General features: G+C 64.6%; 21 protein-coding genes and 1 tRNA gene. 8 read left to right on the top strand and 14 right to left on the bottom strand.

What is annotated here, in order from left to right; translation table 11 throughout:
• Nucleotides 1–40 precede the first annotated feature (40 nt).
• The 5 genes from FRC98_RS03610 to FRC98_RS03590 all read right to left on the bottom strand — a co-directional run bounded on the left by FRC98_RS03610 (nt 41) and on the right by FRC98_RS03590 (nt 4880).
• Nucleotides 41–1396 (bottom strand): APC family permease, encoded by a 1356-nt coding sequence (locus FRC98_RS03610; protein ID WP_146979920.1) that lies wholly within the window; start codon nt 1394–1396, stop codon nt 41–43.
• The gene (locus FRC98_RS03605) at nt 1393–3873 is read right to left on the bottom strand and encodes a heavy metal translocating P-type ATPase (protein ID WP_146979919.1); all 2481 of its coding nucleotides are present in this window, start codon (nt 3871–3873) and stop codon (nt 1393–1395) included. The genes FRC98_RS03610 and FRC98_RS03605 overlap by 4 nt, the downstream gene beginning before the upstream one ends.
• Before the next feature lie 10 nt (nt 3874–3883).
• Entirely contained in the window at nt 3884–4165 is a 282-nt protein-coding gene (locus tag FRC98_RS03600; protein ID WP_146979918.1) for a metal-sensitive transcriptional regulator, read from the bottom strand.
• Between the two features lie 380 nt (nt 4166–4545).
• A tRNA-Asn gene (locus tag FRC98_RS03595) sits at nt 4546–4617 on the bottom strand.
• Complete coding sequence (locus FRC98_RS03590) at nt 4608–4880, bottom strand: hypothetical protein (RefSeq protein ID WP_146979917.1); 273 nt, start codon at nt 4878–4880, stop codon at nt 4608–4610. The genes FRC98_RS03595 and FRC98_RS03590 overlap by 10 nt, the downstream gene beginning before the upstream one ends.
• A gap of 176 nt (nt 4881–5056) precedes the next feature.
• On the opposite strand from FRC98_RS03590, the gene FRC98_RS03585 reads away from it, so the two are divergent.
• Nucleotides 5057–6673 carry a class I adenylate-forming enzyme family protein gene (locus FRC98_RS03585; protein WP_230467231.1) on the top strand — a complete coding sequence of 539 codons (1617 nt, stop codon included), beginning with the start codon at nt 5057–5059 and terminating at the stop codon, nt 6671–6673.
• 100 nt (nt 6674–6773) lie between these two features.
• On the top strand, nt 6774–7199 hold the full coding sequence (locus FRC98_RS03580) for a DUF1801 domain-containing protein (protein ID WP_146979915.1): 426 nt from the start codon (nt 6774–6776) through the stop codon (nt 7197–7199).
• Nucleotides 7200–7309: 110 nt separating this feature from the next.
• On the opposite strand, the gene FRC98_RS03575 is transcribed toward FRC98_RS03580, so the two are convergent.
• The 5 genes from FRC98_RS03575 to FRC98_RS03555 form a co-directional block, all read right to left on the bottom strand.
• Entirely contained in the window at nt 7310–8629 is a 1320-nt protein-coding gene (locus FRC98_RS03575) for an aminotransferase class III-fold pyridoxal phosphate-dependent enzyme (protein ID WP_146979914.1), read from the bottom strand.
• Nucleotides 8630–8716: 87 nt separating this feature from the next.
• Complete coding sequence (locus tag FRC98_RS03570) at nt 8717–10216, bottom strand: CoA-acylating methylmalonate-semialdehyde dehydrogenase (RefSeq protein WP_146979913.1); 1500 nt, start codon at nt 10214–10216, stop codon at nt 8717–8719.
• A gap of 153 nt (nt 10217–10369) precedes the next feature.
• On the bottom strand, nt 10370–11752 hold the full coding sequence (gene hydA / locus FRC98_RS03565) for a dihydropyrimidinase (protein ID WP_146979912.1): 1383 nt from the start codon (nt 11750–11752) through the stop codon (nt 10370–10372).
• 108 nt (nt 11753–11860) lie between these two features.
• On the bottom strand, nt 11861–13144 hold the full coding sequence (gene preA, locus FRC98_RS03560; RefSeq protein WP_146979911.1) for an NAD-dependent dihydropyrimidine dehydrogenase subunit PreA: 1284 nt from the start codon (nt 13142–13144) through the stop codon (nt 11861–11863).
• On the bottom strand, nt 13144–14466 hold the full coding sequence (locus tag FRC98_RS03555) for an NAD(P)-dependent oxidoreductase (RefSeq protein WP_146979910.1): 1323 nt from the start codon (nt 14464–14466) through the stop codon (nt 13144–13146). Before FRC98_RS03555 ends, preA begins: the two co-directional genes overlap by 1 nt.
• Nucleotides 14467–14853: 387 nt before the next feature.
• On the opposite strand from FRC98_RS03555, the gene FRC98_RS03550 reads away from it, so the two are divergent.
• The 5 genes from FRC98_RS03550 (at nt 14854) to FRC98_RS03530 (ending at nt 20385) form a co-directional block, all read left to right on the top strand.
• Nucleotides 14854–16317 carry an NCS1 family nucleobase:cation symporter-1 gene (locus FRC98_RS03550; protein WP_146979909.1) on the top strand — a complete coding sequence of 488 codons (1464 nt, stop codon included), beginning with the start codon at nt 14854–14856 and terminating at the stop codon, nt 16315–16317.
• Nucleotides 16318–16431: 114 nt separating this feature from the next.
• Nucleotides 16432–17562: an oxidoreductase gene (locus FRC98_RS03545; protein ID WP_146979908.1), complete on the top strand. Its 1131-nt coding sequence runs from the start codon at nt 16432–16434 to the stop codon at nt 17560–17562.
• Between the two features lie 104 nt (nt 17563–17666).
• Nucleotides 17667–18578, top strand: coding sequence for a dienelactone hydrolase family protein (locus tag FRC98_RS03540; RefSeq protein ID WP_146979907.1), 912 nt, complete (start codon nt 17667–17669; stop codon nt 18576–18578).
• 154 nt (nt 18579–18732) lie between these two features.
• Nucleotides 18733–19563 carry an acetolactate decarboxylase gene (locus FRC98_RS03535; RefSeq protein ID WP_146979906.1) on the top strand — a complete coding sequence of 277 codons (831 nt, stop codon included), beginning with the start codon at nt 18733–18735 and terminating at the stop codon, nt 19561–19563.
• Between the two features lie 117 nt (nt 19564–19680).
• Entirely contained in the window at nt 19681–20385 is a 705-nt protein-coding gene (locus tag FRC98_RS03530) for an outer membrane beta-barrel protein (RefSeq protein ID WP_230467230.1), read from the top strand.
• Between the two features lie 137 nt (nt 20386–20522).
• On the opposite strand, the gene FRC98_RS03525 is transcribed toward FRC98_RS03530, so the two are convergent.
• The gene (locus tag FRC98_RS03525) at nt 20523–21791 is read right to left on the bottom strand and encodes a GTPase (RefSeq protein WP_146979904.1); all 1269 of its coding nucleotides are present in this window, start codon (nt 21789–21791) and stop codon (nt 20523–20525) included.
• A 123-nt stretch (nt 21792–21914) separates the two neighbouring features.
• On the opposite strand from FRC98_RS03525, the gene FRC98_RS21260 reads away from it, so the two are divergent.
• Entirely contained in the window at nt 21915–22079 is a 165-nt protein-coding gene (locus FRC98_RS21260) for a hypothetical protein (RefSeq protein ID WP_230467229.1), read from the top strand.
• Nucleotides 22080–22082: 3 nt separating this feature from the next.
• Here the strand turns inward: FRC98_RS21260 and FRC98_RS03520 are convergent, their stop codons facing one another.
• From FRC98_RS03520 to FRC98_RS03510, 3 genes are all read right to left on the bottom strand, one after another.
• Complete coding sequence (locus FRC98_RS03520; protein ID WP_146979903.1) at nt 22083–22901, bottom strand: methyltransferase domain-containing protein; 819 nt, start codon at nt 22899–22901, stop codon at nt 22083–22085.
• On the bottom strand, nt 22898–23902 hold the full coding sequence (thiL, locus tag FRC98_RS03515; RefSeq protein ID WP_146979902.1) for a thiamine-phosphate kinase: 1005 nt from the start codon (nt 23900–23902) through the stop codon (nt 22898–22900). Before thiL ends, FRC98_RS03520 begins: the two co-directional genes overlap by 4 nt.
• 75 nt (nt 23903–23977) lie before the next feature.
• Nucleotides 23978–24790: a hypothetical protein gene (locus FRC98_RS03510; protein WP_146979901.1), complete on the bottom strand. Its 813-nt coding sequence runs from the start codon at nt 24788–24790 to the stop codon at nt 23978–23980.
• Nucleotides 24791–24792: the final 2 nt, after the last annotated feature.

Genomic DNA, 24792 nt, shown 5'->3' with positions numbered 1-24792 from the left:
GGAGAAAAGGGCCGCACAAAAGGAATTTGGAGATTTTGTTTTAAGAGTCATGGTCTTCATTGTGTTGTTGGGTGTGGCCGTCCTCGGATCCCTGGCCTCGAACGCGTCGCAAGAAGAACCGTTCGAACGCGAACACGATTGCGATACCACTGAGGCTCACGCCCACGATCAAGGGATCGGACGAACCTTTGACGAAGAGGAACGCGGCGAGGGCGAGGGCGTCGAGCACGATGGCAGTGACCAGCACGGGGGCACTCGCCTCGACCTCGGCGCGGAGATGACGCAGCACGCCCCAGTGAATCGCCATGTCCATCACGAGGTAGAAGATCGCCCCCATCGACGCGATCCTGGACAGGTCGAAGAGCGCGGCCAGCGCGGCGGCGATGACCACGGTGTACACCAGTGTGTGTTTCTGAATGTCACCAGGCATCCCGAAGTGGCTGTGCGGGATGAGGTTCATGTCAGTCAACATCGCGAGCATCCGGGAGACTGCGAAGACGCTCGCCAGAAGCCCCGATGCCGTCGCGATGATCGCGATGATGACGGTGAAGGTGGTCCCGTACCCGCCGATGGCGGGACGCGCAGCCTCAGCGAGGGCGTAGTCCTTCGCCCGGATCAACTCCTCGAGGGATAGGCTGGAGGCGACGGCGAAACAGACCGCAAGATACACGACCAGGCAGATCGCGAGCGAGATGACGATGGCTCGACCGATGTTCTTCTCGGGCTCGACGATCTCGTCTCCGCTGTTGGTAATGGTCGTGAAGCCTTTGAACGCCAGGATGGCGAGTGCGATCGCGCCGATGAAGTCGGGCGCCGCCGGATCGCCGGATGGTGGCCATGGCTGGATCTGAAGATCGACGCCGGAGGCTGCGACCGCGATTGCGGCGAACACGAGCAACCCACCGATCTTCAAGAATGCGCTCACGTTGGAGACGGTCCCGATGACCTTGTTCCCCGCGACGTTCACCCCGAACGCGACGGCGATCAGGCCCACCGCGAGGACGGGCACCCAAAAGTCTGGCACCTCGCCTGGGAAGAGCCGAAGCGTATAGGCGCCGAACGTCCGGGCGACGAGACTCTCGTTGATGACCATGGACAGGGCCATCAGCAACGACGCCGCCCCCGTCACCGTCGAGGGCCCGTAGGCCTTCTTCAGGATCATGGCGATGCCGCCGGCCGACGGATGGGCGCCCGCCACCTTGATGTAGCTGTAGGCGCTGAAGCCGCTGATGATCGCGGCGATGATGAACGCTGCGGGGAAGAGCCCGCCGGCGAGTTCGGCCACTTGCCCGGTCAGCGCAAAGATCCCGGCGCCGATCATCACGCCGGTGCCCATCGCGACCGTAGCGATGAGGCTCAGGCTTCCCTTCTCGTACTTGGCGGATCGATCCGTCATAGGTTTGACCTTCTCAGACGGAGCGCGTTGCCAATCACGGAAACCGAGCTCAAGCTCATCGCGGCGGCCGCGAACATCGGCGAGAGCAGGATCCCGAAGAACGGGTAGAGCACCCCGGCGGCGATGGGCACGCCGGCCGTGTTGTAGGCGAAGGCGAAGAAGAGGTTCTGGCGGATGTTCGCCATCGTCTGTCGAGACAGCTTGCGTGCGCGGACAATCCCGCGGAGGTCGCCCTTGACGAGCGTCACGCCCGCGCTCTCCATCGCGACGTCGGTGCCGGTGCCCATCGCGATGCCCACGTCGGCGAGCGCGAGCGCCGGCGCGTCGTTGATCCCGTCGCCGGCCATGGCGACAACCCGGCCCTCGCCCTGCAGCGACTCTACCTTGGCCGCCTTTTCGTCGGGAAGCACACCCGCGATGACCTCATCGATGCCCAGCTTGGCGGCGACCGCGCGGGCCGTTGTCTCGCTATCGCCGGTGAGCATGACCACGTGGAGCCCCTCCTCGTGGAGCGCCGCGATGGCCTCTGGCGTGCTCTCCTTGATGGGATCGGCCACGCCGATGATGCCGGCGAGCGAGCCGTCGACGGCGACGAACATCACCGTCTGCCCTTCACCCCGGAGCGCCTCGGCACGCTGCGATAGCGGCCCTGGGTCCACCCCAACTTCAGCCATCATCGCGAGGTTGCCGAGCGCGACGTCGTGTCCGTCGACGGTGCCGCGTACGCCTTTGCCCGTCACCGAGCCGAAGTCGTCGGCCTTGGGCAGCTCGTGCCCGCGCTCCTCAGCACCCCGGACGATGGCCTCGGCCAGCGGATGCTCACTGCCGCGCTCGAGGGCGGCGGCCAGACGCAGCAGCTCCGCCTCATCCATGCCGTCCGCGGGTTCGACCGCGACCAGCGCAGGCCGGCCTTCGGTCAGCGTCCCCGTCTTGTCGACGACCAGCGTGTCGACCTTCCGCAGCACCTCGATCGCTTCGGCGTTCTTGAAGAGCACCCCAAGCGATGCGCCCTTGCCCGTCGCCACCATGATCGACATCGGCGTGGCCAGACCGAGGGCGCAAGGGCACGCGATGATCAGCACCGCAACCGCGTTGATGAGGGCGTAGGCCATCGGGGGCTCCGGGCCAACGAGCGCCCACACGATGAAGGTCACGATGGCCGTGATGATGACCGCAGGTACGAAATAGGACGACACGACGTCGGCCAGCTTCTGGATGGGCGCGCGGCTCCGTTGCGCCTCGGCGACCATGGTCACGATCCGAGAGAGCAGCGTCTCGGCGCCGACCTTCTTGGCGCGCATCACCAGCCCCCCGGTGCCGTTGACCGTGGCCCCGATGACCTTGGCGCCGGGGCCCTTCTCGACCGGGATGGGCTCGCCGGTCACCATGGACTCGTCCACGTGGCTGGTGCCCTCGAGCACCTCGCCGTCGACGGGCACCTTCTCGCCTGGGCGGACGCGCAGACGATCGCCTTCGCGCACCTGGTCGAGGGGGACGTCCTCCTCGCTGCCGTCGTCGCGAATGAGCCGAGCCGTCTTCGCGGCCATGCCGAGCAGCTTCTTGATGGCGGCGCTGGTCTGACTTCGGGCCTTTAGCTCGAGGACCTGGCCGAGCAGGATCAGCGTCACGATGACGCCAGCCGCCTCGAAGTACACGGCGACCTCGCCGCCGTGACCGCGGAACGAGTCGGGGAAGATGCCTGGAAGGAGCGTGGCGATGAGGCTATAGACGTAGGCGACGCTGACGCCGAGCCCGATCAGCGTGAACATGTTGAGGCTCATGTTCTTCACCGAGCGAACCGCGCGCACGTAGAAGGGCCACGCCGACCAGAGACAGACCGGGGTGGCGAGCGCCAGCTCGATGAACGCCCGTGTTCGTCCGGGCAGGACGCTGGAGATCGGCTGGCTCGGGAGCATGTCGATCATGACGATGGCCACGAGCGGCAGCGAGAGTGCGGCGGCGAACCAGAAGCGTCGCGTCATGTCGCGCAGCTCCGGGTTGTCCTCTTCCTCGTCGAGCGTCACCGTGCGCGGCTCGAGGGCCATGCCGCAGATCGGGCAGTCACCCGGCTCGTCCCGAACAATCTCGGGGTGCATCGGGCAGGTCCACTCCGTCTTCGTCGCCAGCACCGGCACGCCCTTGGCCTCCAGCGCCATCCCGCACTTCGGACAGTCGCCCGGGCCGATCTGCTCGACCTCGGGGTGCATCGGGCAGGTAAACACCGTGCCCGCAGGTGCCGCGTCGGCCTCGTGGTCGTCCGGGTTGAGGTAGCGGTCGGGGTCGGTGGCGAACTTCTCTCGGCAGCGTCCCGAGCAGAAGCGGTACGTCTCGCCGTCGTGCTCGTGTCGGTGTTTGCTGTCCTCGGTGACCTTCATCCCGCAGACGGGATCTCGGAGCGCAGCGCCGTCACCGTCGCCATGCTTGTGATCGTGGTGGCAGCCGCCGTGTTCGTGGTCGTGATGGTGTTCGTGGCTCATGAGGTCCTCGTCAGCAGCTGCAGTTCTTTTCGAAGACCCGAACGAGCTCCGCGATCTTCGCTGCCCGGTCGTCCTCGTCGTCGCTCTCGAACGCGCCGGTGACGCAGGTCTGAATGTGGGACTCGAGCAGCATCTTGCTGACCTTCGCCAGGGCGGCGCGGGCCGCAGAGATCTGCATCAGCACGTCGACGCAGTAGCGGTCGTCCTCGACCATCTTCTGGATGCCGGACATCTGCCCGGCGACCCGCTTGAGGCGGGCTTCGACCTTCTCTTTCGTGTCAGGGCTCATCATGGGGCGTTTCCTCGGCAGCGCATAGTACCCATACCCGGGCAGGGGTATATTGGGCACAAAGGATGCCCGCGTCAAGGAGGCATTTTGTGGCCTCCGGCTGTCCCACTCTCACCGGGCTAACCATCGGCTCTCTGGTGTGAACCGGCTTTTCGGCGTCTGGAGGCGTCTCTGAGGCCCAAAAGCACTCAGAGAGCACCGTTCTCGGACCGACGACGAGCAGAGGTACTCTGGCGCCCCCCGACCAGAGAGCACCCCCGTCGACCAACGACCGCCCGCAAACCCGCGCCAGCAGGGCAAGAACGACAAGACCCCCGCCGACATCGCCGACGAGGGTCCTGTTAAATGAAAGGCCCAGGCTGACTAGCCTGGGCCTCATGAAGCTCCGGCGGTAGGATTTGAACCTACGACCAAGCGGTTAACAGCCGCTCGCTCTACCCCTGAGCTACGCCGGATTGTTCTGGCGGTCAGCGCCGCCGCGATGAGCATTATGTGCCACAACGCTCTCTTCGGTGTCAACGCACTTTTGATTTTTTTTATTCAGGACGCCCTCTCGAGAAGCCGAATCCACCCATAAACGTTTGAATTTCAGGATGTTGCCACGCCGAGTTGCTGAATGGCCCGACCTGCCCTTTTCACCCGCCTCGAAGATCGCGCTCAGAAGTACTGAAAAAAAGATCCGTTTTTCGCTCGCCCCCACCTCCCGGGTGCGCACCATCGGAGCTGCCGGATGACGAGGAGGGGTTCACCTCGCCAGACCACGAGCACGCTGTCTGCTTCGCCGAACTTCTCGCTCGCGCCTTCCACTGCCATCTGATCGTTGCGTCGTCCCCGCACCACCCGATGTGACACGTTCCTCGACGTCTCCTCATGACGCCCCCCTTGAGATTCGCCATGACCGAGCTCCAACCCAACTTCGACCTGCCTGCGGCTCTCGCTGCCCACGCCAAAGAGCGGCCCCACGCCACGGCCTGGCGCGCCGACGACCTGCGCGGCTCGGCGACCTGGCGCGAGTGGGCGACCATCGTCGATCGCCTCGGACACCTTCTCTCAGACGCCGGGGTTCGCGCCGGCACTACCGTCGCCTACTGCGGCACAAATCACCCCATTGCCTGGAGCCTGGCGCTGGCCTGCGCCCATTTAGGAGCATCCTTCTGGCCGCTGAACTACCGCTGGAGCTCACGAGAGCTCGCCGCAGCGCTGGGCGCCCTGCCCTTTGAACTCAGCGCCCTTGTCGTCGAAAACAACCTCGAAGAGACGACCCGAGAGGCCCTGGAGCGCGCGTCCGAGACGTCTTCCGAACATCGCGCGCGCGTCATGGAGCGCGACGCCCTGTGGGCCGACGTCGTGGGTGATGTCTTAGAGTGGAGCGCCTCGGGCATTGCTCCCACTCCCCTCGTCTCCAACCCGGCGGATGCCGCTCCCGACGACGATTCGGAAGATCGTCCCTGGCTCATCATGACCACCGGCGGCACCACCGGCCGCCCGAAGCATGTCGCCCACACCCGTCGCACCATCGCCCATAACGCCCGGCAATTTGCCACTATGACGCACCTTCGCGCCGACGAGCCGGTGCTTGTGGTCGCTCCCAACTTCCACGTCGCCGGTTTTAGCGCGCTTAGCGCCGCCGCGATCGCCACGGGCGCCCCCTTGCAGATAGCCTCCCGATTTGCCCCCGACGCCCTGCTCCCGCTCATCACCTCCGGTCGTGCACGCGCCGCGGTGATGGTCCCCACCATGTGGCGCGCCCTCTTCGACGCTGCCCGTCGCCAGCAGACCTCACTCGCCATGATGCGTTTTGGCATCTGCGGCGGCGCCCCCATGCCGCCCTCCTACGTCGAGATGGCGCGCGAGCTGGGCCTTGATCTCTTGCAAGGCTACGGGATGACCGAAGCCGGCCCGATGGTCACGCTGATGCCCCCGGGCATCCTCGGCGTCAGCGATCCTCGACAAGCCTCAGCCGGCGTCCCTCCTGCCGATGTCGAAGTCTGGATCGAAGACCCTCAAGGCAATCGACTCGCCACGGGTCACTCCGGGCAGATTGTGGTGCGTGGCCCCCAACTCGCCAGCGCCTATCTGGGTGACGCGCACGGCACGACGCAGTCCTTTCGCGACGGCGACTACCTCACCGGCGACTTCGGTCACCTCGACGACGAGGGCTTTCTCTATGTGGAAGGACGCCTCGACGATGTCATCATTAGCGGCGGCGAAAACGTCGCGCCCGCCGAAGTCGAAGCGCTACTGGTGGAACATCCCGACATCGCTCAGGCCGCCGTGCTGGGTATCGATGACAGCCACTGGGGACAACGCGTCGTAGCGATCCTCCATCCTGCGAACGTCTCGCAGCCGCCCGAATCGTCATCCATCATCGACCACCTGCGCCCGCAACTCGCCGGGTACAAGCTCCCTCGCGACCTTCGGTTTACCGACACCCTGCCCCTGACCCCGGCCGGAAAAGTCGACCGCCGCGCCCTTCTGGATCTCTGGCAAAAGCTCGCTACCCTTCCCTGAACGGCTACGATGGGTGCCTGTTCGCGGCAGCTCATGTGGACTTCTCCGGCCCTCAGCCGCCCCATCGTTGAAGCATCACCCCTAGAATTTTGGAGCAACCATGTCACTGAAAACACAACCCACCGACCAGAACCCCGCCGAAGTCCTCAACGCCGTCGAAGATCCGAAGCGCCGCGAGGATTGCCTGCGCCTGCTCGAAATCTTTGAAGAGGAAGTCGGCGCCCCGGCGGTGATGTGGGGCGACGCCATCGTGGGTTTTGGCACCTACCACTACGTCTACAAAAGCGGCCGCGAGGGCGACTGGATGCTGGCGGGGTTCTCGCCACGTAAACGCAACATCTCCCTCTACATCATGTCGGGCTTTGAGGGCGCAGAAGACATTATGGGCCGCCTGGGCAAACACAAGACGGGCAAATCCTGCCTCTACATCAACAAGCTCGCGGACATCGATGAGGGCGCCCTGCGCGAGCTCATTCAACGCTCCCTGACGGACCTTAAGAATACCTACGAGACGACGCCTGCATGAAGACCACGCCCCGTGGTCCCCAACCCAGGTTTCAACGCTTCATCACAAAAAAAACCGCGGGCCCATCGGGCCCGCGGCGTTCTCTCACCACACGATTGCGACGGCTTACCTCAGCCCTCAAACGCCGCGTCGGTGATCTCCATGCCGCGATCGATGATCGCAAAACCTTCGCGAAGCTGCTCTTCGGTGATGCACAGCGGCGGGTTGCACATAAAGCTCCCCCAACGCACGAAGGTAAAGAGCCCGTTGTCACGGAAGAACTGCCCGAGCTTCGTCATCGCCGGATGGCTCCCGTTAAAAGGCGCGATGCGCTCGCCAACGCTGTTCTTCTGCACGTCGATCATGCCGAACAGCCCCAACGCGCGGCCCTCTTTAAAGGAGGGGTGACGCTCCTTAAGGCGGTCCATCTCCTCGCGCATCACCGACTCCAGGCGAGCGGCGTTCTCGACCAGTTTCTCGTCGAGCATCACCTGAATCGAGGCCTCCGCCGCCGAGAGCGCAAGGCAGTGCGAGTTGTAAGTCAGACCGCCCCAGAAGGTGTTTTTCTTAAAATGCTCGGCGATGGCATCACTCACGCCCATCGCGCCCAGCGGGGCGTAAGAGCTGGTCAGGCCTTTGGCCATCGTGACGATGTCGGGCACCACGTCGTAATGCTCAAAGCCAAACATCTTGCCGGTGCGCCCGAACCCGCACATCACCTCATCGCACACCATCAGGATGCCGTACTTCTCCAAAAGCGCTTTGAGACCTTTGAGATACCCTTTGGGCGGCGGCTGAATCCCGTTGGTCCCGGTGATGGTCTCCACAAACATTGCCGCGATCGTGTCGGGCCCCTCGTACATAATGACTTCTTCGAGGTACTCGAGGTTGCGCGCGGTTTGCTCTTCTTCGCTCTCACCGAAGCTGTAGTGGTAAGGGCGAGGATCCATCACCTTGATAAACCCGGGGCTCCCGGGCTCGTTGGCCCAGCGTCGCGGATCGCCGGTGAGCTGCATCGTGGCGTTGGTCGCACCGTGGTAGCTGCGGTAACGGCTAAGGATCTTAAAGCGGCCGGTGTAGCTGCGTGCCGCCTTAATCGCGTTCTCGTTGGACTCCGCCCCACTCAGCGTGAAGAAAAAGGTGTTGATGTCGCCCGGTACGAGCTCCGAGAGCATCTTCGCGACGCGCGCGCGCACTGCGGTGGCGGTGCCCGGGTAGACGTAGGCCACCTGCTGAAGCTGCTGATGCATCGCCTCGATCACCCGCGGGTGACTGTGGCCGATGTTCACGCTCATCAGCTGACTGTTGAAGTCGAGAAAACGCTTTCCTTCGGGCGTGTAGAAGTACACGCCCTCGGCGCGCTCCACCGGGATCGGCTCGACGTTCTCACCGGCCGTCCAGGTGTACATGGTGTGCTTCTTACAGAGGTCGATCATGTCCTGAGATTCCATCGCATTCCTCGGGTCGCAGAAAAAGTTTGTGCCACACCCTGCCCGACGCTGCCGCGCCTCACGCACGAGGCACGGCAGCGACTTCACTCAGGACATCCAGGTCTCATCGGACTGAAGCTCCCACTTCACGGTGACCTTGCGCGGACGCGTCCAGAAGCGGAACCCGTCCATGCCGGTCATATCGCCGTGGCCGAACTTGCTGTCATTCCAGCCGCCAAACGCGAAGGGCTCACGCGGCACGGGCACGCCGATGTTCACGCCACACATCCCGGCCTCAAATCGGTTGATGGCTCGCTCCGCCACCGCGCCGCTGGTCGTGTAAATGCATGCGGCGTTGCCGAAGGGGCTGGCGTTTTCAATGTCGAGCGCCTTATCGAGCGTATCGACACGAATCACCGAGAGCACCGGCCCAAAAATCTCTTCGCGCACACACGCCATATCCGGGGTGCACCCATCGATGATGGTCGGCCCGACCCAGTAGCCCTCCGAGCCCTCAACCTTTGCGCCTCGCCCGTCGACGAGAATCGTCGCGCCTGCAGCCTCAGCCTCATCGATGTAGCGCACGATGCGGTCGCGCGACTCTTTCGAGACAACCGCACCGATGTCCTGACCGACAACGAGCGCGCGGGACTTCTCGGCCACATCGTCAAGAATGTGATCGACATTACCCACTGCCAGGAGCACAGACGCTGCCATGCAGCGCTGTCCGGCGCAGCCGGTATACGAGGCGACAACGTTGGCCGACGTCACCTCCGGAGAGGCGTCGGGCACGACCACCAGGTGGTTCTTCGCGCCGCCCAGGCCGAGCACCTTTTTGCCGGTCTCGGCGCCCCGGGCGTAGAGCAGCTTCGCGATCGGCGTGGAGCCCACAAAGGCCACCGCACCAATGCCGTCATGGTCGATGATCGCCTCCACAGCTTCTTTGCCGCCGTTGACGATGTTGAGCACCCCGTCGGGAAGACCGGCTTCTTTGAAGATCTCCGCCAGGCGCATCGCCCCGTAGGGCACCTTCTCCGAGGGCTTAAGAATGAAGGTGTTGCCAGCCACCAGAGCCTGCGGAAGCATCCACAGCGGCACCATCGTCGGGAAGTTAAAAGGCACGATGCCGGCGACCACACCCACCGCCTCGTGGATCACCTTGCAGTTGACCCCGCGGCTGACATCGAGCTGTCCGCCGTCGGCCATATTCTGCAGGGAGGCGCCCATCTCCACGCACTCGATACCCTTGAGCACTTCGCCGCGCGCCTGCCCGATGGTCTTGCCGTTCTCGTGCGAGAGCAGCCAGGAGAGCTCTTCGAGGTTGGCCTCCATCAGCTCTTTCACTTTGTAGAGCACCTGAGCGCGCTCACGGATCGGAAGCGCCTTCCACTCCGGCAGCGCCGCCTTCGCCGCCGCGTAGGCCTCCGCGACATCGGCCGCGCCGGAGTCAACCACCTTGCCCATGGACTTGCCATGGCGCGGGTTGATCACATTCTGCGTCGCACCGGTGCTCGCGGGCTTCCAGGCACCGCCGATCCAGTTATTGGCCTGCACATAGGGGGTAAACTCGTAGCCCCGGGTCGCAAAAGAAAGTTTCAACTCGCTCATCGCCTTGCTCCTTTTGTGTGGGTCATCCGACACCGCGCGCGCTGGCGCCCCGGTGAGTCTGAGGATCGACTCGTTGGCGCGCCGGCGCGCAGCGTCAGACCTGACATGTGTAGTGATAAAGAACTCCGGCGACGAGCCGGCGCAGACCGCGCGTCAGCTCATCTTCGGCTTACGCTTAAGAAACTCCCCGATGCCCTTCTGGCCCACGAATTCCCCGTCGCGCACCTGGACGTTGCCGCGCACCGTCACAAGCTCGCAGCGCCCCTGAACCTCGCGCCCCTCAAAGGGGTTGTAGTCCACGTTCATGTGGTGGGTCTCCACGCTGAGCTTCTCTTTGACCTCGGGGTCATAGACCACCAGGTCGGCGTCACTGCCGATCTGAATGGTGCCCTTCTTCGGAAAGAGCCCGAAGATTTTGGCCGCCTGGGTGCTGGCAGCATCCACAAAGCGGTGAATGTCCACGCGGCCAGTTTGCACGCCTTCGGTGAAGAAGACGCGCACGCGATCTTCGAGCGAGGGGATGCCGTTGGGGATCAGGCAGAAGTTATCCTCCCCCATGCGCTTCTGCTCCATGTCGAAGGGCGCGTGGTCGCTGCCAAGTGTGGCGATGATGCCTTTTGCAAACCCGTTCCAGAGCGGGTCCTGGTTGCTCTTGTCGCGCAGGGGCGGGCTCATCACGAATTTGGCCCCTTCGAAGTTGGGGCGCTCCGCATCGGTGTGGTCGAGCACCAGATGCTGAATGAGGGTCTCCACCCACACGTTGGCGCCGGCCAGTTGCGCGTCGACGGCCTCCTTGAGCGCCTCCTCACACGAGAGGTGCACGATGTAGCCCTCCGCCCCGGTGGTGCGCGCAAGGTTGCAGAAGTGCCGTGTGCCCTCGGCCTCCACATAGGTGGGGCGGCTGGGCTCATGCCACTCGGGGCCGATCTTGCCCTCGGCGACGAGCTTCTTCTGCAGGGTGTCGATCATCTCGGAGTTTTCGCAGTGCGCGGTGACCACCACGCCCAACTCTTTTGCGAGCTTCATCACCCCCAGCAACGCTGCATCATCCACACCCAGCGCACCGCCGTAGGCCAGAAAGACCTTGAAGCTGGTCACACCACGGCTGACGATCTCGCGCAGCTCGCGCTCCACCTCTTCGTCAAAACGCGTCACCGCCATATGCCATGTGAAGTCCGAGCAGGCTTTGCCCTGCGAGACCTCCTGCCAGGTGTTGAAGGCGTGAAGCGGCGACTCATCGCGCTCCGGGATGCAGAAGTCGATCAGCGTGGTCGTGCCCCCGCAGAGCGCGGCGACGGTGGCCGACTCATAATCGTCGACGGCCATCGTGCCCATAAAGGGAAGGCGCACGTGGGTGTGCGGATCAATAAAGCCCGGGAACACATACTTGCCCCGGGCATCGTACTCCTCAACACCGGCCGGAACATCCAGGTTGGGGCCGATGGCTTTGATGGTGCCGTCTTCACAGTAGATATCCGCCACGTAGCGCTGGCTGGCGGTGACGATCTCTCCGTTACGAATGACAAGCTGCGACATGCAAACCTCATCTCGGGGGGGAATCTTTTTTCAGACTTTCGGCGGCCGCGCCATCGTCCGCCACACGTCGATTCGACGAGGAGGTCGGGCGATGAGCGGCGAGCCGGATTAACGCTCGTAGGTCGGTCGTGGGGCCAGGACGCCTTCGCCACTGGAGTACTCCTCCCAGCTGCAGGGCTCAAAATCGTTGGGAATCTGGACCATCTCGATGCAGCCATCGACCGGGCAGACCAGGCTGCAGAGGTTGCAACCGACACAAGCATCGGGCTTAACCTCAACAAAGGTGCGGCCGTCATCGCGGCGCTCCGAGAAGATCGCCTGGTGCGCGCCGTCTTCGCACGCCGTGTAGCAAAGCCCGCAGCCGATGCACTTATCCTGATCGATGCGCGCGTTGACCACGTAGTTCAAATCGAGCTCTTTCCAATCGTGGATGCGCTCCAGGCTGATGCCGCGGAGCTCATCGAGCGTCATCGAACGCTCATCGAGGTAGTTGGAGAGGCCGTCACACAGGTCTTCAATGATGCGGAAGCCGTAGTGCATCACTGCGGTGCAGACCTGCACCGACGTCGCGCCCAGCGCGATGAACTCCACCGCATCCTTCCAGTTGCTCACGCCACCAATACCGCTGATGGGCAGCCCCAGGGTCTCCGGGTCGGTAGCGATTTGCGAGAGCATGTTGAGCGCGATCGGCTTGACCGCCGGCCCGCAGTACCCGCCGTGCGACGACCACCCGTTGACCGTGGGGCGCGGAGCGAGCGTGTCGATATCGAGCCCGATAACGCTGTTGATGGTGTTAATGAGGCTGACCCCGTCAGCGCCGGCGGCCTTCGCCGCGCGCGCCGGATAGCGGATGTCGGTGACGTTGGGCGTCAACTTCACCAGCACCGGCACTGTGGCCACCTCTTTGACCCACTCAGTGATCTGCTGGCAGTACTCGGGCACCTGCCCCACCGCCGCGCCCATGCCGCGCTCGGACATTCCGTGCGGGCAGCCGAAGTTCAGCTCCAGCCCGTCCGCCCCGGCATCCTCGGCCTTTTTGACGATCTCGTGCCAGGCCTCGCGCTTCGACTCCACCATCAGGCTGACGATGATAGCGTTGTTCGGAAAACGCTTCTTAACCTCGTAGATCTCCTTGAGGTTCACCTCCAGCGGGCGGTCGGTGATGAGCTCAATATTATTGAGCCCCACGATCTTCTGGCCGTTGAGGTCCATCGCCCCGTAGCGCGACCAGGTGTTGACGATGGGTTGACCCAGGGTCTTCCAGACCGCCCCACCCCATCCGGCTTCAAAGGCGTTGGCCACCTGGTAACCGGTGTTCGTCGGCGGCGCCGAGGCCAACCAGAAAGGGTTGGGCGACTTAATGCCCGCGATATTGCAGCTCAGATCGGCCATCACTCGGCTCCTTCAAGGGTTTGGTGGATGCTCAATGCGGCGCGTTTTCCTTCGGCAACGGCGTTAACGACTTCTTTGCCGCCGCTGACGCAGTCTCCTCCGGTCCACAGCCCTTTGACGCTGGTGCGGCCGTCCTCATCGGCGATGACTTTGCCCCGCGCGTCGAACTCCAGACCGTCGATGGTCTCAAAGAAGCCCACGCGTTTGGCCTGGCCGGTGGCACGAAAGACCCGATCGACATCGAGCACAAACTCCGAGCCGGGCACAGGCTCAAGCCGTCCATCGGCGTCGCTGCGTGTCTTCTGGCACTTCAGACCAATGACACGGCCGTACTCTCCGAGGATCTCCACGGGCATCGACTCGAGCACGAAGATGCCGCCATCCTTACGCGCGAGTTCCTGCTCATGGGCGTAGGCTCCCATGCGCTCTCGGGTGCGGCGGTACACCATATAGACCTTCTCCGCGCCCAGACGGCTGGCCTGGGTCACGGCGTCAATCGCGGTGTTGCCCCCGCCGATCACCGCCACGCTCTTTCCTGCGAGAGAGACGTCGTCTTTGGGGCGAGTTTTGAGCTCGGCGATGAAGTCGAGCGCATCCTCGCTGCCTTCGAGATCTTCGCCGGGGATGCCCACTGGCGAGACCCCGCCCAGGCCCACGCCCATAAAGACGGCGTCGAAGTCTTCAAAGAGCGAGGCCACCGAGACGTCCACGCCCACCTCGGTGTTGCAGCGGATGGTCACACCGAGCTGCTTCACCCATTCGATCTCGGCCAGGGCCGTGGCGTAATCCATCTTGTAATCGGCGATGCCGTAGGTGTTGAGCCCGCCGGGCTGATCGGCCTTCTCAAAGACCACAACCTCATAGCCCAGCTGCGCGAGCTCGGCGGCGCAGCCCAGGCTGGCCGGGCCGGCCCCGATGCAGGCCACCTTACGACCGTTGGAAGGCGCCGCCGTAAAGAGAGCCTTCTCGCCAAGCACCACCGGATCGGTGGCGTAACGCTGCAACCTCCCGATCTGAATCGGCTCCTCGTGCAGGTCGTGCAGCACGCACGCCCCCTCGCAGAGCTCCTCGGTCGGGCAGACCCGCGCACAGGAGGCGCCAAGGATGTTGGCCTCCAGAATCACCCGCGCAGAGCCGCGGAGGTTGTCGCTGGCGATCTTCTTGATGAACCCCGGGATGTCGATGCTCGTCGGGCACTCCCGGATGCAGGGCGCGTCGTAGCAGTTCAGGCAGCGGTTCGCCTCCACCATCGCCGCGCCGCGCTCCATCGGGGGTTTGTAATCCGCGAAGGGCGATGCACTCAGCCCGCTTCCGTCAGTCATCGTTGTTGCCTCGTCGTCTTGGGGTTCATGAAGACTTTCAGCGCTCTTTCCATCGTATGCCTTGCCGGCCGTCCAGGCCAAAAGCCTTCTGCCAGCTCAGCCTTGCTCCGGGCCACGCGTCAGCGGTAGCCTCAGACGTTCTTACAACATCCCGGGCCGGCTCGGCCTCTGCCTGCGCTGAATCACTGGCGAGCGCTCGGAACGTCGCGGCTGCTGCGTCGGCCCACGTCCAGCCCCCAAACGCAGGCCAGGCTCGCCGGTCATCGCGTACGTCGTACAGGTCGAAATACACCCTTCGTGTTGTGCAAGGGGCCTAACCTAATCCGAGGCCTCTCACACTGTCAAACTCGGCTCGGCTCTGGCGGCGGGCCCCCATTCGGAGCGCCTATGTTCGCACCTGATCCCACACTCATCAATGAGGACATCGCGCCGACGCCTCCCGAGGGTCGCACCTGGTCGGTGCTCAACATGGCCGCGTTGTGGATCGGCATGGTCGTCTGCGTGCCCACTTACATGCTGGCTGGCGGTCTGGTGCAAAACGGGATGAACTGGTGGCAGGCCGTGCTCACCGTGTCGTTGGGAAACCTGATTGTGCTCATCCCGATGCTGCTCAACGGCCACCCGGGCACCAAATACGGCATCCCCTTTCCGGTGCTCTCCCGCGCGAGTTTTGGCATCTACGGCGCCAACATCGCCGCGGTGATGCGCGGGCTTGTGGCCTGCGGATGGTTCGGCATTCAGACCTGGATCGGCGGCGCGGCGGTCTACCAGCTCCTCGATGTGGTCTTCGGCTGGGGCGGTGGCGAGGCGCTGCCGGTGCTGGGGATCAACGCCCTGCAGTTTGCGTGTTTCATGGCCTTCTGGCTCTTGCAGGTCATCGTGATCTGGCGCGGCATCGAGTCGATTCGCGTGCTGGAGACCTGGGCCGCCCCCTTTCTGGTGGTCATGGGCCTGATGCTGCTCGGCTGGGCCTATGTCAAAGCCGAGGGATTCGGACCGATGCTCTCCGCCCCCTCGCAGTTCGGCCCGGGCCAACCGAAAGAGGGGCAGTTCTGGTCGGTCTTCTTTCCCTCGCTGACGGCCATGGTGGGCTTCTGGGCCACGCTCTCGCTGAACATCCCGGACTTCACCCGCTACGCGAAGTCACAGCGCGACCAGATGCTCGGTCAGGCCATCGGGCTTCCCACCTTCATGACACTTTTTTCGTTTATCGGCGTGGCGGTCACGTCGGCCACAGTCGTGATCTACGGTGAGGCGATCTTCGATCCGACCGTGCTCCTGGGCCGCATGGGAGGCGGACTTTCGATTGTGGTGGCGCTGATTGCCCTGACGCTCGCGACCCTCTCCACCAACATCGCCGCCAACGTGGTCAGCCCGGCCAACGCAGTGATCAACCTTCGCCCGCAGCGCTTCTCTTTTCGCATGGGCGGCATGGTCACCGCCGGGTTGGGCATGGCGATCTTTCCCTGGAAGCTGTTGGAGAGCGCCGGAAACTATGTCTTCGTCTGGCTGGTGGGCTACTCGGCGCTTCTTGGCGCAATAGGCGGGGTGATCATCATCGACTACTTCGTGGTGCGCAAAACCGAGCTCGACCTCAACGGCCTCTACCAGCCGCGGGGTCCCTACTGGTACCGCGGTGGATACAACCCGGCGGCGATGGTTGCCCTGGCCGCGGGCATCCTGCCCTGCGTACCGGGCTTTCTGGGCACGGCGGGCATCGTGGAGGCCAGCGCTGTACCCGCGATCTTCATGACTCTCTACACCTACGCCTGGTTTGTGAGCTTTGGTCTGGCCAGCACGGTCTATCTGGCGCTGATGCGGCGGACATCTCGCCAGTCCCTCCCTGGCTGAAGGCCATCGTGGGTTCGGCAGGACTAAGCGAGGGCGCCGGTTCGTTGAGGCCAGCGGCGAGCCCTCGCTCGCCACCTCACACTTGCCGCCGAACACACGTTGTATGGAGCTGCCATGACCTCCCAGACCTCGCCATCACCTCTTCCCAACCCCGAGATCTCCGACGCCGCCCGCGAGCGCATCTTCTCGCCACTGCACTTTCGGGGCGGGCGCAAGGCTCAGAACCGACTGTGGCTTGCGCCGCTGACCAACCAGTCCAGCCACGAAGATGGATCCCTCTCCGACGACGAGCTGGCCTTTCTCGAAGCCCGCGCCGCCGGCGGGTTTTCGGTCATCGAGTCCTGCGCCACCCACGTCTCACGCGACGGTCAGGGGTGGCCTGGCGAGTTTGGTATCTTCGATGACCGCCTGGTGGACGACTGGAGGCGTGTGGCAGACGCGGTGCACGCGCACGACGCGCTGCTCATCCCGCAGATCTTTCATGCTGGCGAGCGCGCCAACACGGAGGTCTCCGGCCAGCAGGCCTGGTCGGCCAGCGCCCACGAGGAGCGCGACGTGCGTGCGGCCACCGAGGCCGACATCGCGCGCGTCATCGACGACTTCGCCCGGGCCACGCGCCGCGCGTACGAGGCCGGCGCCGACGGCGTGGAGCTGCACGGCGCGCACGGCTACCTGCTCTGCCAGTTTTTGAGCCACACCCGAAACCAGCGCACCGACCGCTGGGGCGGCTCGCTGCAGGGGCGCTCACGGTTGATCCGCGAGGTGATGAAGGCCTGCCGCGCCGAGGTCCCCGACGACTTCATCATCGGCGTGCGCCTCTCGCCAGAAGACTTCGGCGCGACCATCGGCATCGACATCGACGAGTCCATTCAGACCGCAACGTGGCTTGTGGAGGACGGCGCACAGTTCATTCACATCTCATTATGGGACGTCTTCCAGCCCTCCAAAAAGTACCCGGACACCCATCCGCTCACCCTCTTTCGCGAGGCCCTGCCCGCCGACATTCCTCTCATCACGGCCGGCCACATCTGGAGCCTCAACGACGCGCTGGTCACGCTGGAGCACGGCGCCGACGCCGTCGCCCTGGGCCGCTCGGCGATTGCCAACCCCGACTGGCCCCGACAGGCCCGCCAGCCTGGCTTTGAGCCGCGCCGCCCGCCTCTGAGCCCCGAGGAGCTGCGTGCACGCGCGCTCGGTCCGATCTTTGTCGACTACATGCGCAACTGGAAAGGGTTTGTCAGCTGAGCTGTGAGGCAGCCACACAACCTCGCGATGTGACTTCTCGAAGACGGTGTTCACTTTGCCCGACAGGCCGTTTCAACCCACCTGTTGTTCAAAAGGAGTACCGCATGAATCGTCGTTTGATGGTGTTGCTGATCACCTCTTTTGCGTTGGCCTCCACCCTGGCCTGTTCTTCATCCTCCTCGACGCCCGATGAGGCTCCGAGTGAGTCCCAGACGAGCGAAGCGTCGGATGCAGAGTCGACCGAATACTCCGAGGCCATGGCGCATGAGCATCACGATGACGCCCCGACGCCCTCCGACCCCAACCGCCCTCAGCATGTCGAGGGCGTTGAGGCAATCAACGTCGCCTACCACCAGGGGCTCAATGGCGCCGTTGAGGGCTACCTGGCCACCCCCGAAGATCTCGAACCGATCTCCGGGGTGGTCATTGTGCACGAATGGTGGGGTCTTAATGACAACATCCGCGCCATGGCCGAACAACTCGCCGCGGAAGGCTACGCTGTGCTTGCCGTCGATCTCTACGACGGCAGCTCCGCGCAGACGCCCGATGAGGCCAAAGCCCTGATGGAGAGCGCCAGCGCGAACTCGGATGCGCTCGTCGCCAACATGACCAGCGCCGTCAACTTTTTGCGCGATGAGCTCAACGTCACTTCGATCGCCACGCTGGGGTGGTGCTTCGGTGGCGGTCAGGCCTTCAATGCGGCGGCCGCTCTTGGTGATCAGGTCGACGCGGCGGTCGTCTATTACGGCTGGGTGCCCACCGAAGCCAGCATGGTCGCCCCGGTTGAGGCCCCGGTGCTGGGTATTTTTGCCGAAGAAGACGGTGGCATCCCCATGGAGCTTGTGCGCGGCTTTGAGTCCGCCATGGATGAAGCCGACCGCGAGCTTGAGCTGCATATCTTCCCCGGCGTCGACCACGCCTTTGCCAACCCCTCGGGCAACAACTACGACGCCGAGAGCGCACAGAAAGCCTGGGAGCTGACCATGGCCTTCCTCGACGAGCATCTCGCCAACTAACCGTCAGGGCACCTTACCGGCACGCGGCCTGGCGCGCGCGCCGGATCCCCGAATCACCGCACACATCAAGGCCCAGGGGTTGTCATCAACGGAGCACCCGCGCATACTCCGCCTCACGAACCCCTCCCCGTGAACCTTCTGCCTTGATGTGACCATGAACCAACTCAAGATCCTGATCTGCCTGCTCCTCCTCGCCATCACCGCCTGCGACAAGGAGAGCAGCGAGACCGAAGCCTCTCAGACCTCCCCGGCCACCGAGGAGAGCAGCGTGGATAACGCCGAAGAACCCCAAGCTCCCGAAGAGCCCGCCGCGGAGGCGCCCGCCTGGGCGAAACTTCAACTCCATGGCGCGATGCAACGGGTGAACCTCGACAAAGACCTCAGCGCCACGGTCAAAGTTGCCGACGCCCTGTCCGAAATGAACCACGGGGTCGGCGCCGTCGGGGGGCTGCTCGGCGAGGTCACGGTGATGGATGAGCACATCTACGTGGCCCGTTCGGGTGGCGACGAGGTGGGTTTTGACCATTATGAAAACGCCGAAGCTCTGGGCGATCTCGACGCCACGCTGCTCTTCGGCGCAAAGGTCGATGAATGGCAGGAGCTGGCGCTGGAGGAAGGCACCGACCGCGATACCCTTGTTGCAAAGCTGGAGGGCTGGCGTGAAGCCAACGCGCCGGGCCAGCCGGTCCCCTTCCGCGTGGTCGACCCGGCGGCCAACGTCGACTGGCACGTTGTCGACGCCACCCGCTTCCCCGAGGGTGGCGCCGCGAACTGCGAAGAACGCAAAGAGCTGAGCCACAAGTTCAATCACAGCGGCGTGGAGGTCACCCTCATCGGCATCTACACCACCGACCACACCGGCGTGGTCGTCGACCACACAACCCCGATGCACGCTCACGTCATCCTGAGCGCCGGCCCCAGCGGGCACCTCGATAGCTTCACCCTTTCGGAAGGCGCGCGCCTGATGGTCCCGGCCACGCCCTGAACCTCGATCGCTCGCATCGCGATGTCTCACACGTCATGATGTGCAGAGGCGTGGCGCCCGAGCGCCGCGCCTCTTTTGATGGCTTCAATGTGTCGCGCACACGCCTGGAGGTCGCTCATGATGATGAAAACCGCCGTTCACAGCGTTTTACTGGCCCTTTTTGTTGTCCTGGTTTTGGCAAACCCTGCTGCTGCTCAGCAGCAAAACCCCTTCACCAATGGCACTGTGGCCGAGAGTAAACGTCTGGGATCAGCGTTTCGCACCGGTCGCTGGAACACGGGCATCGACGCGAGTTTTGCGCGAACCAGCGCATCGAATGAGCTCCCCTCAGGTCAGGTCGCGAGCGACGCGACCCTTTTTCTGCGGGTCGATGGCTCAGTCGGCGTGATGGTGGTCAAACGCCTGGAGGTCGGCGCGAATATCGGCCTGCTGGTCCGTCGGCTAAACCGCGACGAAGAAGCCGCGGCCACCGAGACGGCGCTCACCATCCAACCGATGGCGCGCTACCACCTCCCGATGACCGACCGCTTCTCCACCCATGTGCACGTCTCGCTGGGCCCCTACTTCGGGGGCAGCACCCGGGAGATCACCATCGTTGAGGGCGATCAGCAGCGCCGCGCTGAAGAGCGCACCCGCACCCTGGGGCTAATTACCTCCACCGGGCTCGGCGTGGGCTACCGCGTCTCCGAAGGCTTGCAGGTGCGTTTCGGGGTGGACCTGACCTGGCTGTGGGGCCGCGAGCGCCTCTCGACGAGCGACACGTCCCTGAGCGTGACCACCACTCACATCGGTACCAGCGCCGGGCTTCGTTACTTCTTCTAGCCCGGGCACCTCGCCTCGACGAACTTCGAATCGCAACACGCGATCACCCGCATATCAAAAGGGTGAGTCGGGGGTCGACCGCCGGGTTGCCCCCCATTTGCCCTTTCAACCGGACGGGACGCGCCCGACGATGGCCCTTACTCCTCGTGCTCGCGTTCGTACTCGGCGCGGGCGTCGCGGCGCGCCTTTTTAAAGAGCTCTTTTGCCTGCTCGGTGCTCACCCCGTCGATAAAGTATGCCGCCGAGGCTCGACCCACTCCGCGGGTGCCGGCAAAAGCCACTGCCGCCGAGACCACGCTGCCAAAGCCAGGCATGACTTTGACCAGCCCCCGCGCAACCTCACGAAGGGCCATCGCGGCGCCCACGTTTGCGCCCAGCGCACCGAGAAACTCCCCCGCCGTGCGCAGCTCCATGCGGCGGCCGGCCACATAGCCGATGCCCACCACCAGGCTGACCTGCAGCGAGGTGATGGGCCCGATATCCGCAAGAGGCAGCGGCGTGAGCGCGACCCCGGCGGTGATCCCGGAGACCACCGTGGTCAGACGATCCGCCATGCGGTGCTGTAACCCTCGAACCTGACTGAGCCGCACGAACTCCACCCGGGCCTGCTCGGGCAGCTCATCGAGTAAAAAATCAAGTAACTCCTCAACTCGCCAGCGCTCGTCGGCGCGGCGAGTGCCGTCGCGCCGCCAGGACTGGTAGGCGGAGACGCCGTGCACGCCCACCAGCTGGTCCCGCAACGCGGTGCGCCCGCGGATCTTCTGCGCCAGGTCCTGCTCAACGCGCCGCACCCGGGCGAGCTTCTCCTGGAGCTCGTCGGCATCCTCGTCGTCGGGTGCGTGGAGGTTGACGTTCTTGGGCTCCAGCTCGTCGCAGTGGGTGATCACGGCCACCAGGGGCACGCGGTAGCCATAGCGCTCGCGCACCTGCTGGCTGACCACCTCCAGCCCGTCGAGGTCACCGTCGACGGCGGCGTCGATCTCCTTGGCTTTGATCAGAAAGAGCAGCGCGTCGGGGGCCTTCTCTTCAATGGCACGGGCGATGCTCTGCTGCGCGTCCTCATCGGCGCTGGCCTCCTCCGGGGCGCTGCCCTCCTGCAGGCCGCGGGTATCGAGCATCTCCAGGGTGCCCAGGCCCCCCTCATAGCTCCACCAGGTGCCCCGGGCGGTGGTGGCCTTCTCGTGGCCCACCTCGGCGACGGGCTCGCCGAAGATCGCGTTGACCAGCGAGGACTTCCCGGCGCCGCGTCGACCCACCAGCACAAATCGCGGGGGGCGTTGCTCTAACAAAAGTTCGCGCAGCTCCCCCAGGTGCTCGCGTAACTTACGCGCCATCGGCTCGGGCACCTTTTCGAGCATCTCCTCAATGCGCACAACCTGCTCGGTGAGCTCTTCGCGCAACGTCATCACAACCTCCTTCGAACCATTTAAACCACGCCCGCCCTGGCGGTGACTATATTCAGTGGCGAGCCACTCTCGGGGCGCTCCCGGCGCGAGTGCCCTTCACGTTCAGGCTGCACCGAGGATGTTATGGAAGTGAACATTGCCACAGTCCTCTTCATCGCCATCCCCGTCATTCTCCTGGCGCTGGGTTTTGTCGCCGTGCTCACCAAAGAGAAGCATGAGCAATCCGACGAGGATCCCCGCGATACCATCGACCCCGAGCTTCGCGATCTGCCCCCCTTTCACGATTGAACCTCAGAGCCGCCGTCCGACGACCAGGGCTGCCTCAACCTGCGTGTCGAAGGTGCGATCGCGCCAGTAGGTGTCGATGGCCCGGGCGATGTAGCCCAGCACACCCTCGCGCTCGGCGCCTCGAATGGCCCCGGACCAGTGCGCAAAGAAGGTCTCCTGGATCAGCGGCGACTGTAAAAAGTCCCGTCCGCTGGCAAAGGAGAGTTCCCAGCGGACCTGCTCCAGCGTGAGGTCGTGGAGCCCGGCGCTGCGCGCGCTCCGGGCCAGCGCGCCGGCGTCGACGAGCGTGCGGTCGCGAAGCTCTCCCAGCCGATCCAGCGCCTCGTGAAGCCCCTGGGCGCGCAGCGCCTCGTCGAGAAGATCATAAAAGGCAGCAAAACTTCCCGACGTCGGCAGCGCGGCCATCACGCTGCCCCCGCTGGCGGTCACACGCGCGAGCTCTCCCAACCCCTCATCGAGCTGGCGACGGGTCACCAGGCCATGCAGGCAGATAGACGCGCCGAAGACCTCATCGGCATAAGAGAGCGCGTTGACGCGCTGCTGCACAAAGAAGATGCGGCGCTGCTCGGCCTCACTGATGCGCTCGCGGGCGCAGTCGAGCATCGGGGCGTGAGAGTCCAGCGCCATCATGCGCGTCTCGTCAGGGAGGCGCTCCAGCCAACGGCTCACCACCTCGCCACAACGCGACTCCGCCGAGAGGACCGTCTTATCCTCCACCCGGGGGAGCAGCTCCGCGCAGGCGTTGAGCAGCGGCACCGTATAGAGGCGCTCCACCACCTCGCGGTGCGCGCGCACAAGCGGGCTCTCCAGCGTCTGACTCATCTCGCCTCGAAGTGGCGGTAGCCGCCCTGCGCAAATGTTACCGGCTCCCCGTCAGGTCCCAGCACCACCATCCCCTCATCGGGGGAGCGGACCTCGCCAATATCGTGCACATCCCAGCTGTGGCGCCGGGCCATATCCCAGATCTTGGGCATGCGCGCCGGGGGGATGGTCATAAGGAGCTCGTAGTCGTCGCCGCCGGTGAGCATCAACTTGAGGATGTCGACACCGTGCTCTTCCCGCAGCAGCACCAGCTCGGGATGGTGCGGCAGGCTGTACGCCTCAAGGCGCGCGCCGACTTCGCTGGCTTTGAGGATATGCCCCAGGTCCTGGACCAGGCCGTCGCTGACATCGATCATCGCCGAGGGCACTCCGTAGAGCCCCAGCAACGCGCCGGCGCGCACCTGGGCGCCCGGGCGACGGTGAGCGCGCAGCGCTTCGGCAAACTGGCCCGCCTCCACCTCGACCTCACCGCTTAAGATCGACACCCCCGCAGCCGCCAGGCCCGTCTGCCCCAGCAGCACGATGCGGTCTCCGGGCACCGCGCCGCGGCGCAGCACCGGACCGGCCGGAGAGGCCTCCCCCATTAAGGTCATGGTGAGCACGATCGGACCGTGCGTCGCGCTCAAATCCCCGCCGCCGGCGGAGACCTCAAAGCTCTCTGGGACCAACGCGCGCGCCGCATCTTTGATGCCTTCGAGCACCCCTTCCGGCCACTGAGGGTCCAGATCGGCGGGAAGCGCCATCGAGAGAAAGAACGCTCCCGGACCGCCGCCCATCGCCGCGATGTCGCTCAGGTTGCTCGCCAGCAACTTCCAGCCCACATCCTGCGGGCTGCTCCAGTCGCGCTTGAAGTGCACGCCTTCGACCATCGTGTCCATCGTCACCAGGTCAAAGCGCCCCGGATCGAGCACCGCGCCGTCATCACCGATCCCCACGGCCACCCCCTCAGGGGCACCAAAAAGCTCGGCGATACGGGCGATGAGTTCAAATTCGGTGGTCATGGAACGCGACCCGGGCTACGTGCGGGAGGAGGCGAAAAAAAGGCGGCAAAGAATCGATAAGACATGTGGCGATGCCTAGCATTTATCCCAGAAGACCGCCGATAACAAAAGTAAAATCAGGGCGCACAGCCCCAGCGTGATGGTCATCAGCAGGCCGCGTAGCCGCCGTACGTCCTTGCCGAAGTTCTCGGCGCTGGCCGCAGCCTGGCCGGCGGCCACCGTCACGCGCGCCTGCAGGGCGATGGCGAGGCGCCGGAGCGCGTCGAGCGCGTGGGGGTCATCCGGCCGCTCGACCAGGTAGAACCGCAGCCGACTGATCCCCGCCTCAACAAGCCCTTCGGAGATGGCGAGCTCAGCAACATACCGCATTGCCTCCGGATCGCCGTCTTCGGCGCGCGCCCAGGCGGCGTTGAGGCGAAGAAACGCGTCGTCCTTACCCGGCGGCGCCTGCTCCCAGGGGGCGTGTCCCGGAGCGTAGCGGTTGGCCTCACTCTGGCTCAACCCGCAGCGCTCGCAGTGGTCGGCGCCGGCCACAAGGTGCGCGCATTTCGGGCACCGAGGCCCGGCGCCGGAGACCGGAATGAGGCGAGCCATCGCCGCCTCAACGACCCCCTCGGCCAGAGACGCGCCGGGAGTTGCGACTGACCTCTTTTGAGGCGCCACCCCCTGCTCCGCGTCGCTGCGGGAAGCGGCCCGGGCGATAGGCCCGGCGTGCGGCGAGGCGTCACCATCGCGGCTCTGCGCGTCGGCTGAGGCGTCGGTTGTGCCGCCGACCTTCAGCACATTGGCGTGGCCGCAACTCGCGCATACGAGCTCCATGCCCTGATCCGCGGCACGAACCTCGGAGGCCGGCCCCACCTCTTTGCAAACGTCGCAACGAATCTCCACGC

The sequence above is a fragment of the Lujinxingia vulgaris genome, assembly GCF_007997015.1.
GTDB lineage: Bacteria > Myxococcota_A > Bradymonadia > Bradymonadales > Bradymonadaceae > Lujinxingia > Lujinxingia vulgaris.
This window is presented reverse-complemented; position numbering and strand designations above follow the sequence as displayed.

Bases quoted from the DNA above. Each gene is read 5' to 3' on its own strand.
- FRC98_RS03610 (WP_146979920.1), bottom strand. From the start codon at position 1,396: ATGACGGATCGATCCGCCAAGTACGAGAAGGGAAGCCTGAGCCTCATC.
- FRC98_RS03605 (WP_146979919.1), bottom strand. From the start codon at position 3,873: ATGAGCCACGAACACCATCACGACCACGAACACGGCGGCTGCCACCAC.
- FRC98_RS03600 (WP_146979918.1), bottom strand. From the start codon at position 4,165: ATGATGAGCCCTGACACGAAAGAGAAGGTCGAAGCCCGCCTCAAGCGG.
- FRC98_RS03590 (WP_146979917.1), bottom strand. From the start codon at position 4,880: ATGGTGCGCACCCGGGAGGTGGGGGCGAGCGAAAAACGGATCTTTTTT.
- FRC98_RS03585 (WP_230467231.1), top strand. From the start codon at position 5,057: ATGACCGAGCTCCAACCCAACTTCGACCTGCCTGCGGCTCTCGCTGCC.
- FRC98_RS03580 (WP_146979915.1), top strand. From the start codon at position 6,774: ATGTCACTGAAAACACAACCCACCGACCAGAACCCCGCCGAAGTCCTC.
- FRC98_RS03575 (WP_146979914.1), bottom strand. From the start codon at position 8,629: ATGGAATCTCAGGACATGATCGACCTCTGTAAGAAGCACACCATGTAC.
- FRC98_RS03570 (WP_146979913.1), bottom strand. From the start codon at position 10,216: ATGAGCGAGTTGAAACTTTCTTTTGCGACCCGGGGCTACGAGTTTACC.
- hydA (WP_146979912.1), bottom strand. From the start codon at position 11,752: ATGTCGCAGCTTGTCATTCGTAACGGAGAGATCGTCACCGCCAGCCAG.
- preA (WP_146979911.1), bottom strand. From the start codon at position 13,144: ATGGCCGATCTGAGCTGCAATATCGCGGGCATTAAGTCGCCCAACCCT.
- FRC98_RS03555 (WP_146979910.1), bottom strand. From the start codon at position 14,466: ATGACTGACGGAAGCGGGCTGAGTGCATCGCCCTTCGCGGATTACAAA.
- FRC98_RS03550 (WP_146979909.1), top strand. From the start codon at position 14,854: ATGTTCGCACCTGATCCCACACTCATCAATGAGGACATCGCGCCGACG.
- FRC98_RS03545 (WP_146979908.1), top strand. From the start codon at position 16,432: ATGACCTCCCAGACCTCGCCATCACCTCTTCCCAACCCCGAGATCTCC.
- FRC98_RS03540 (WP_146979907.1), top strand. From the start codon at position 17,667: ATGAATCGTCGTTTGATGGTGTTGCTGATCACCTCTTTTGCGTTGGCC.
- FRC98_RS03535 (WP_146979906.1), top strand. From the start codon at position 18,733: ATGAACCAACTCAAGATCCTGATCTGCCTGCTCCTCCTCGCCATCACC.
- FRC98_RS03530 (WP_230467230.1), top strand. From the start codon at position 19,681: ATGATGATGAAAACCGCCGTTCACAGCGTTTTACTGGCCCTTTTTGTT.
- FRC98_RS03525 (WP_146979904.1), bottom strand. From the start codon at position 21,791: ATGACGTTGCGCGAAGAGCTCACCGAGCAGGTTGTGCGCATTGAGGAG.
- FRC98_RS21260 (WP_230467229.1), top strand. From the start codon at position 21,915: ATGGAAGTGAACATTGCCACAGTCCTCTTCATCGCCATCCCCGTCATT.
- FRC98_RS03520 (WP_146979903.1), bottom strand. From the start codon at position 22,901: ATGAGTCAGACGCTGGAGAGCCCGCTTGTGCGCGCGCACCGCGAGGTG.
- thiL (WP_146979902.1), bottom strand. From the start codon at position 23,902: ATGACCACCGAATTTGAACTCATCGCCCGTATCGCCGAGCTTTTTGGT.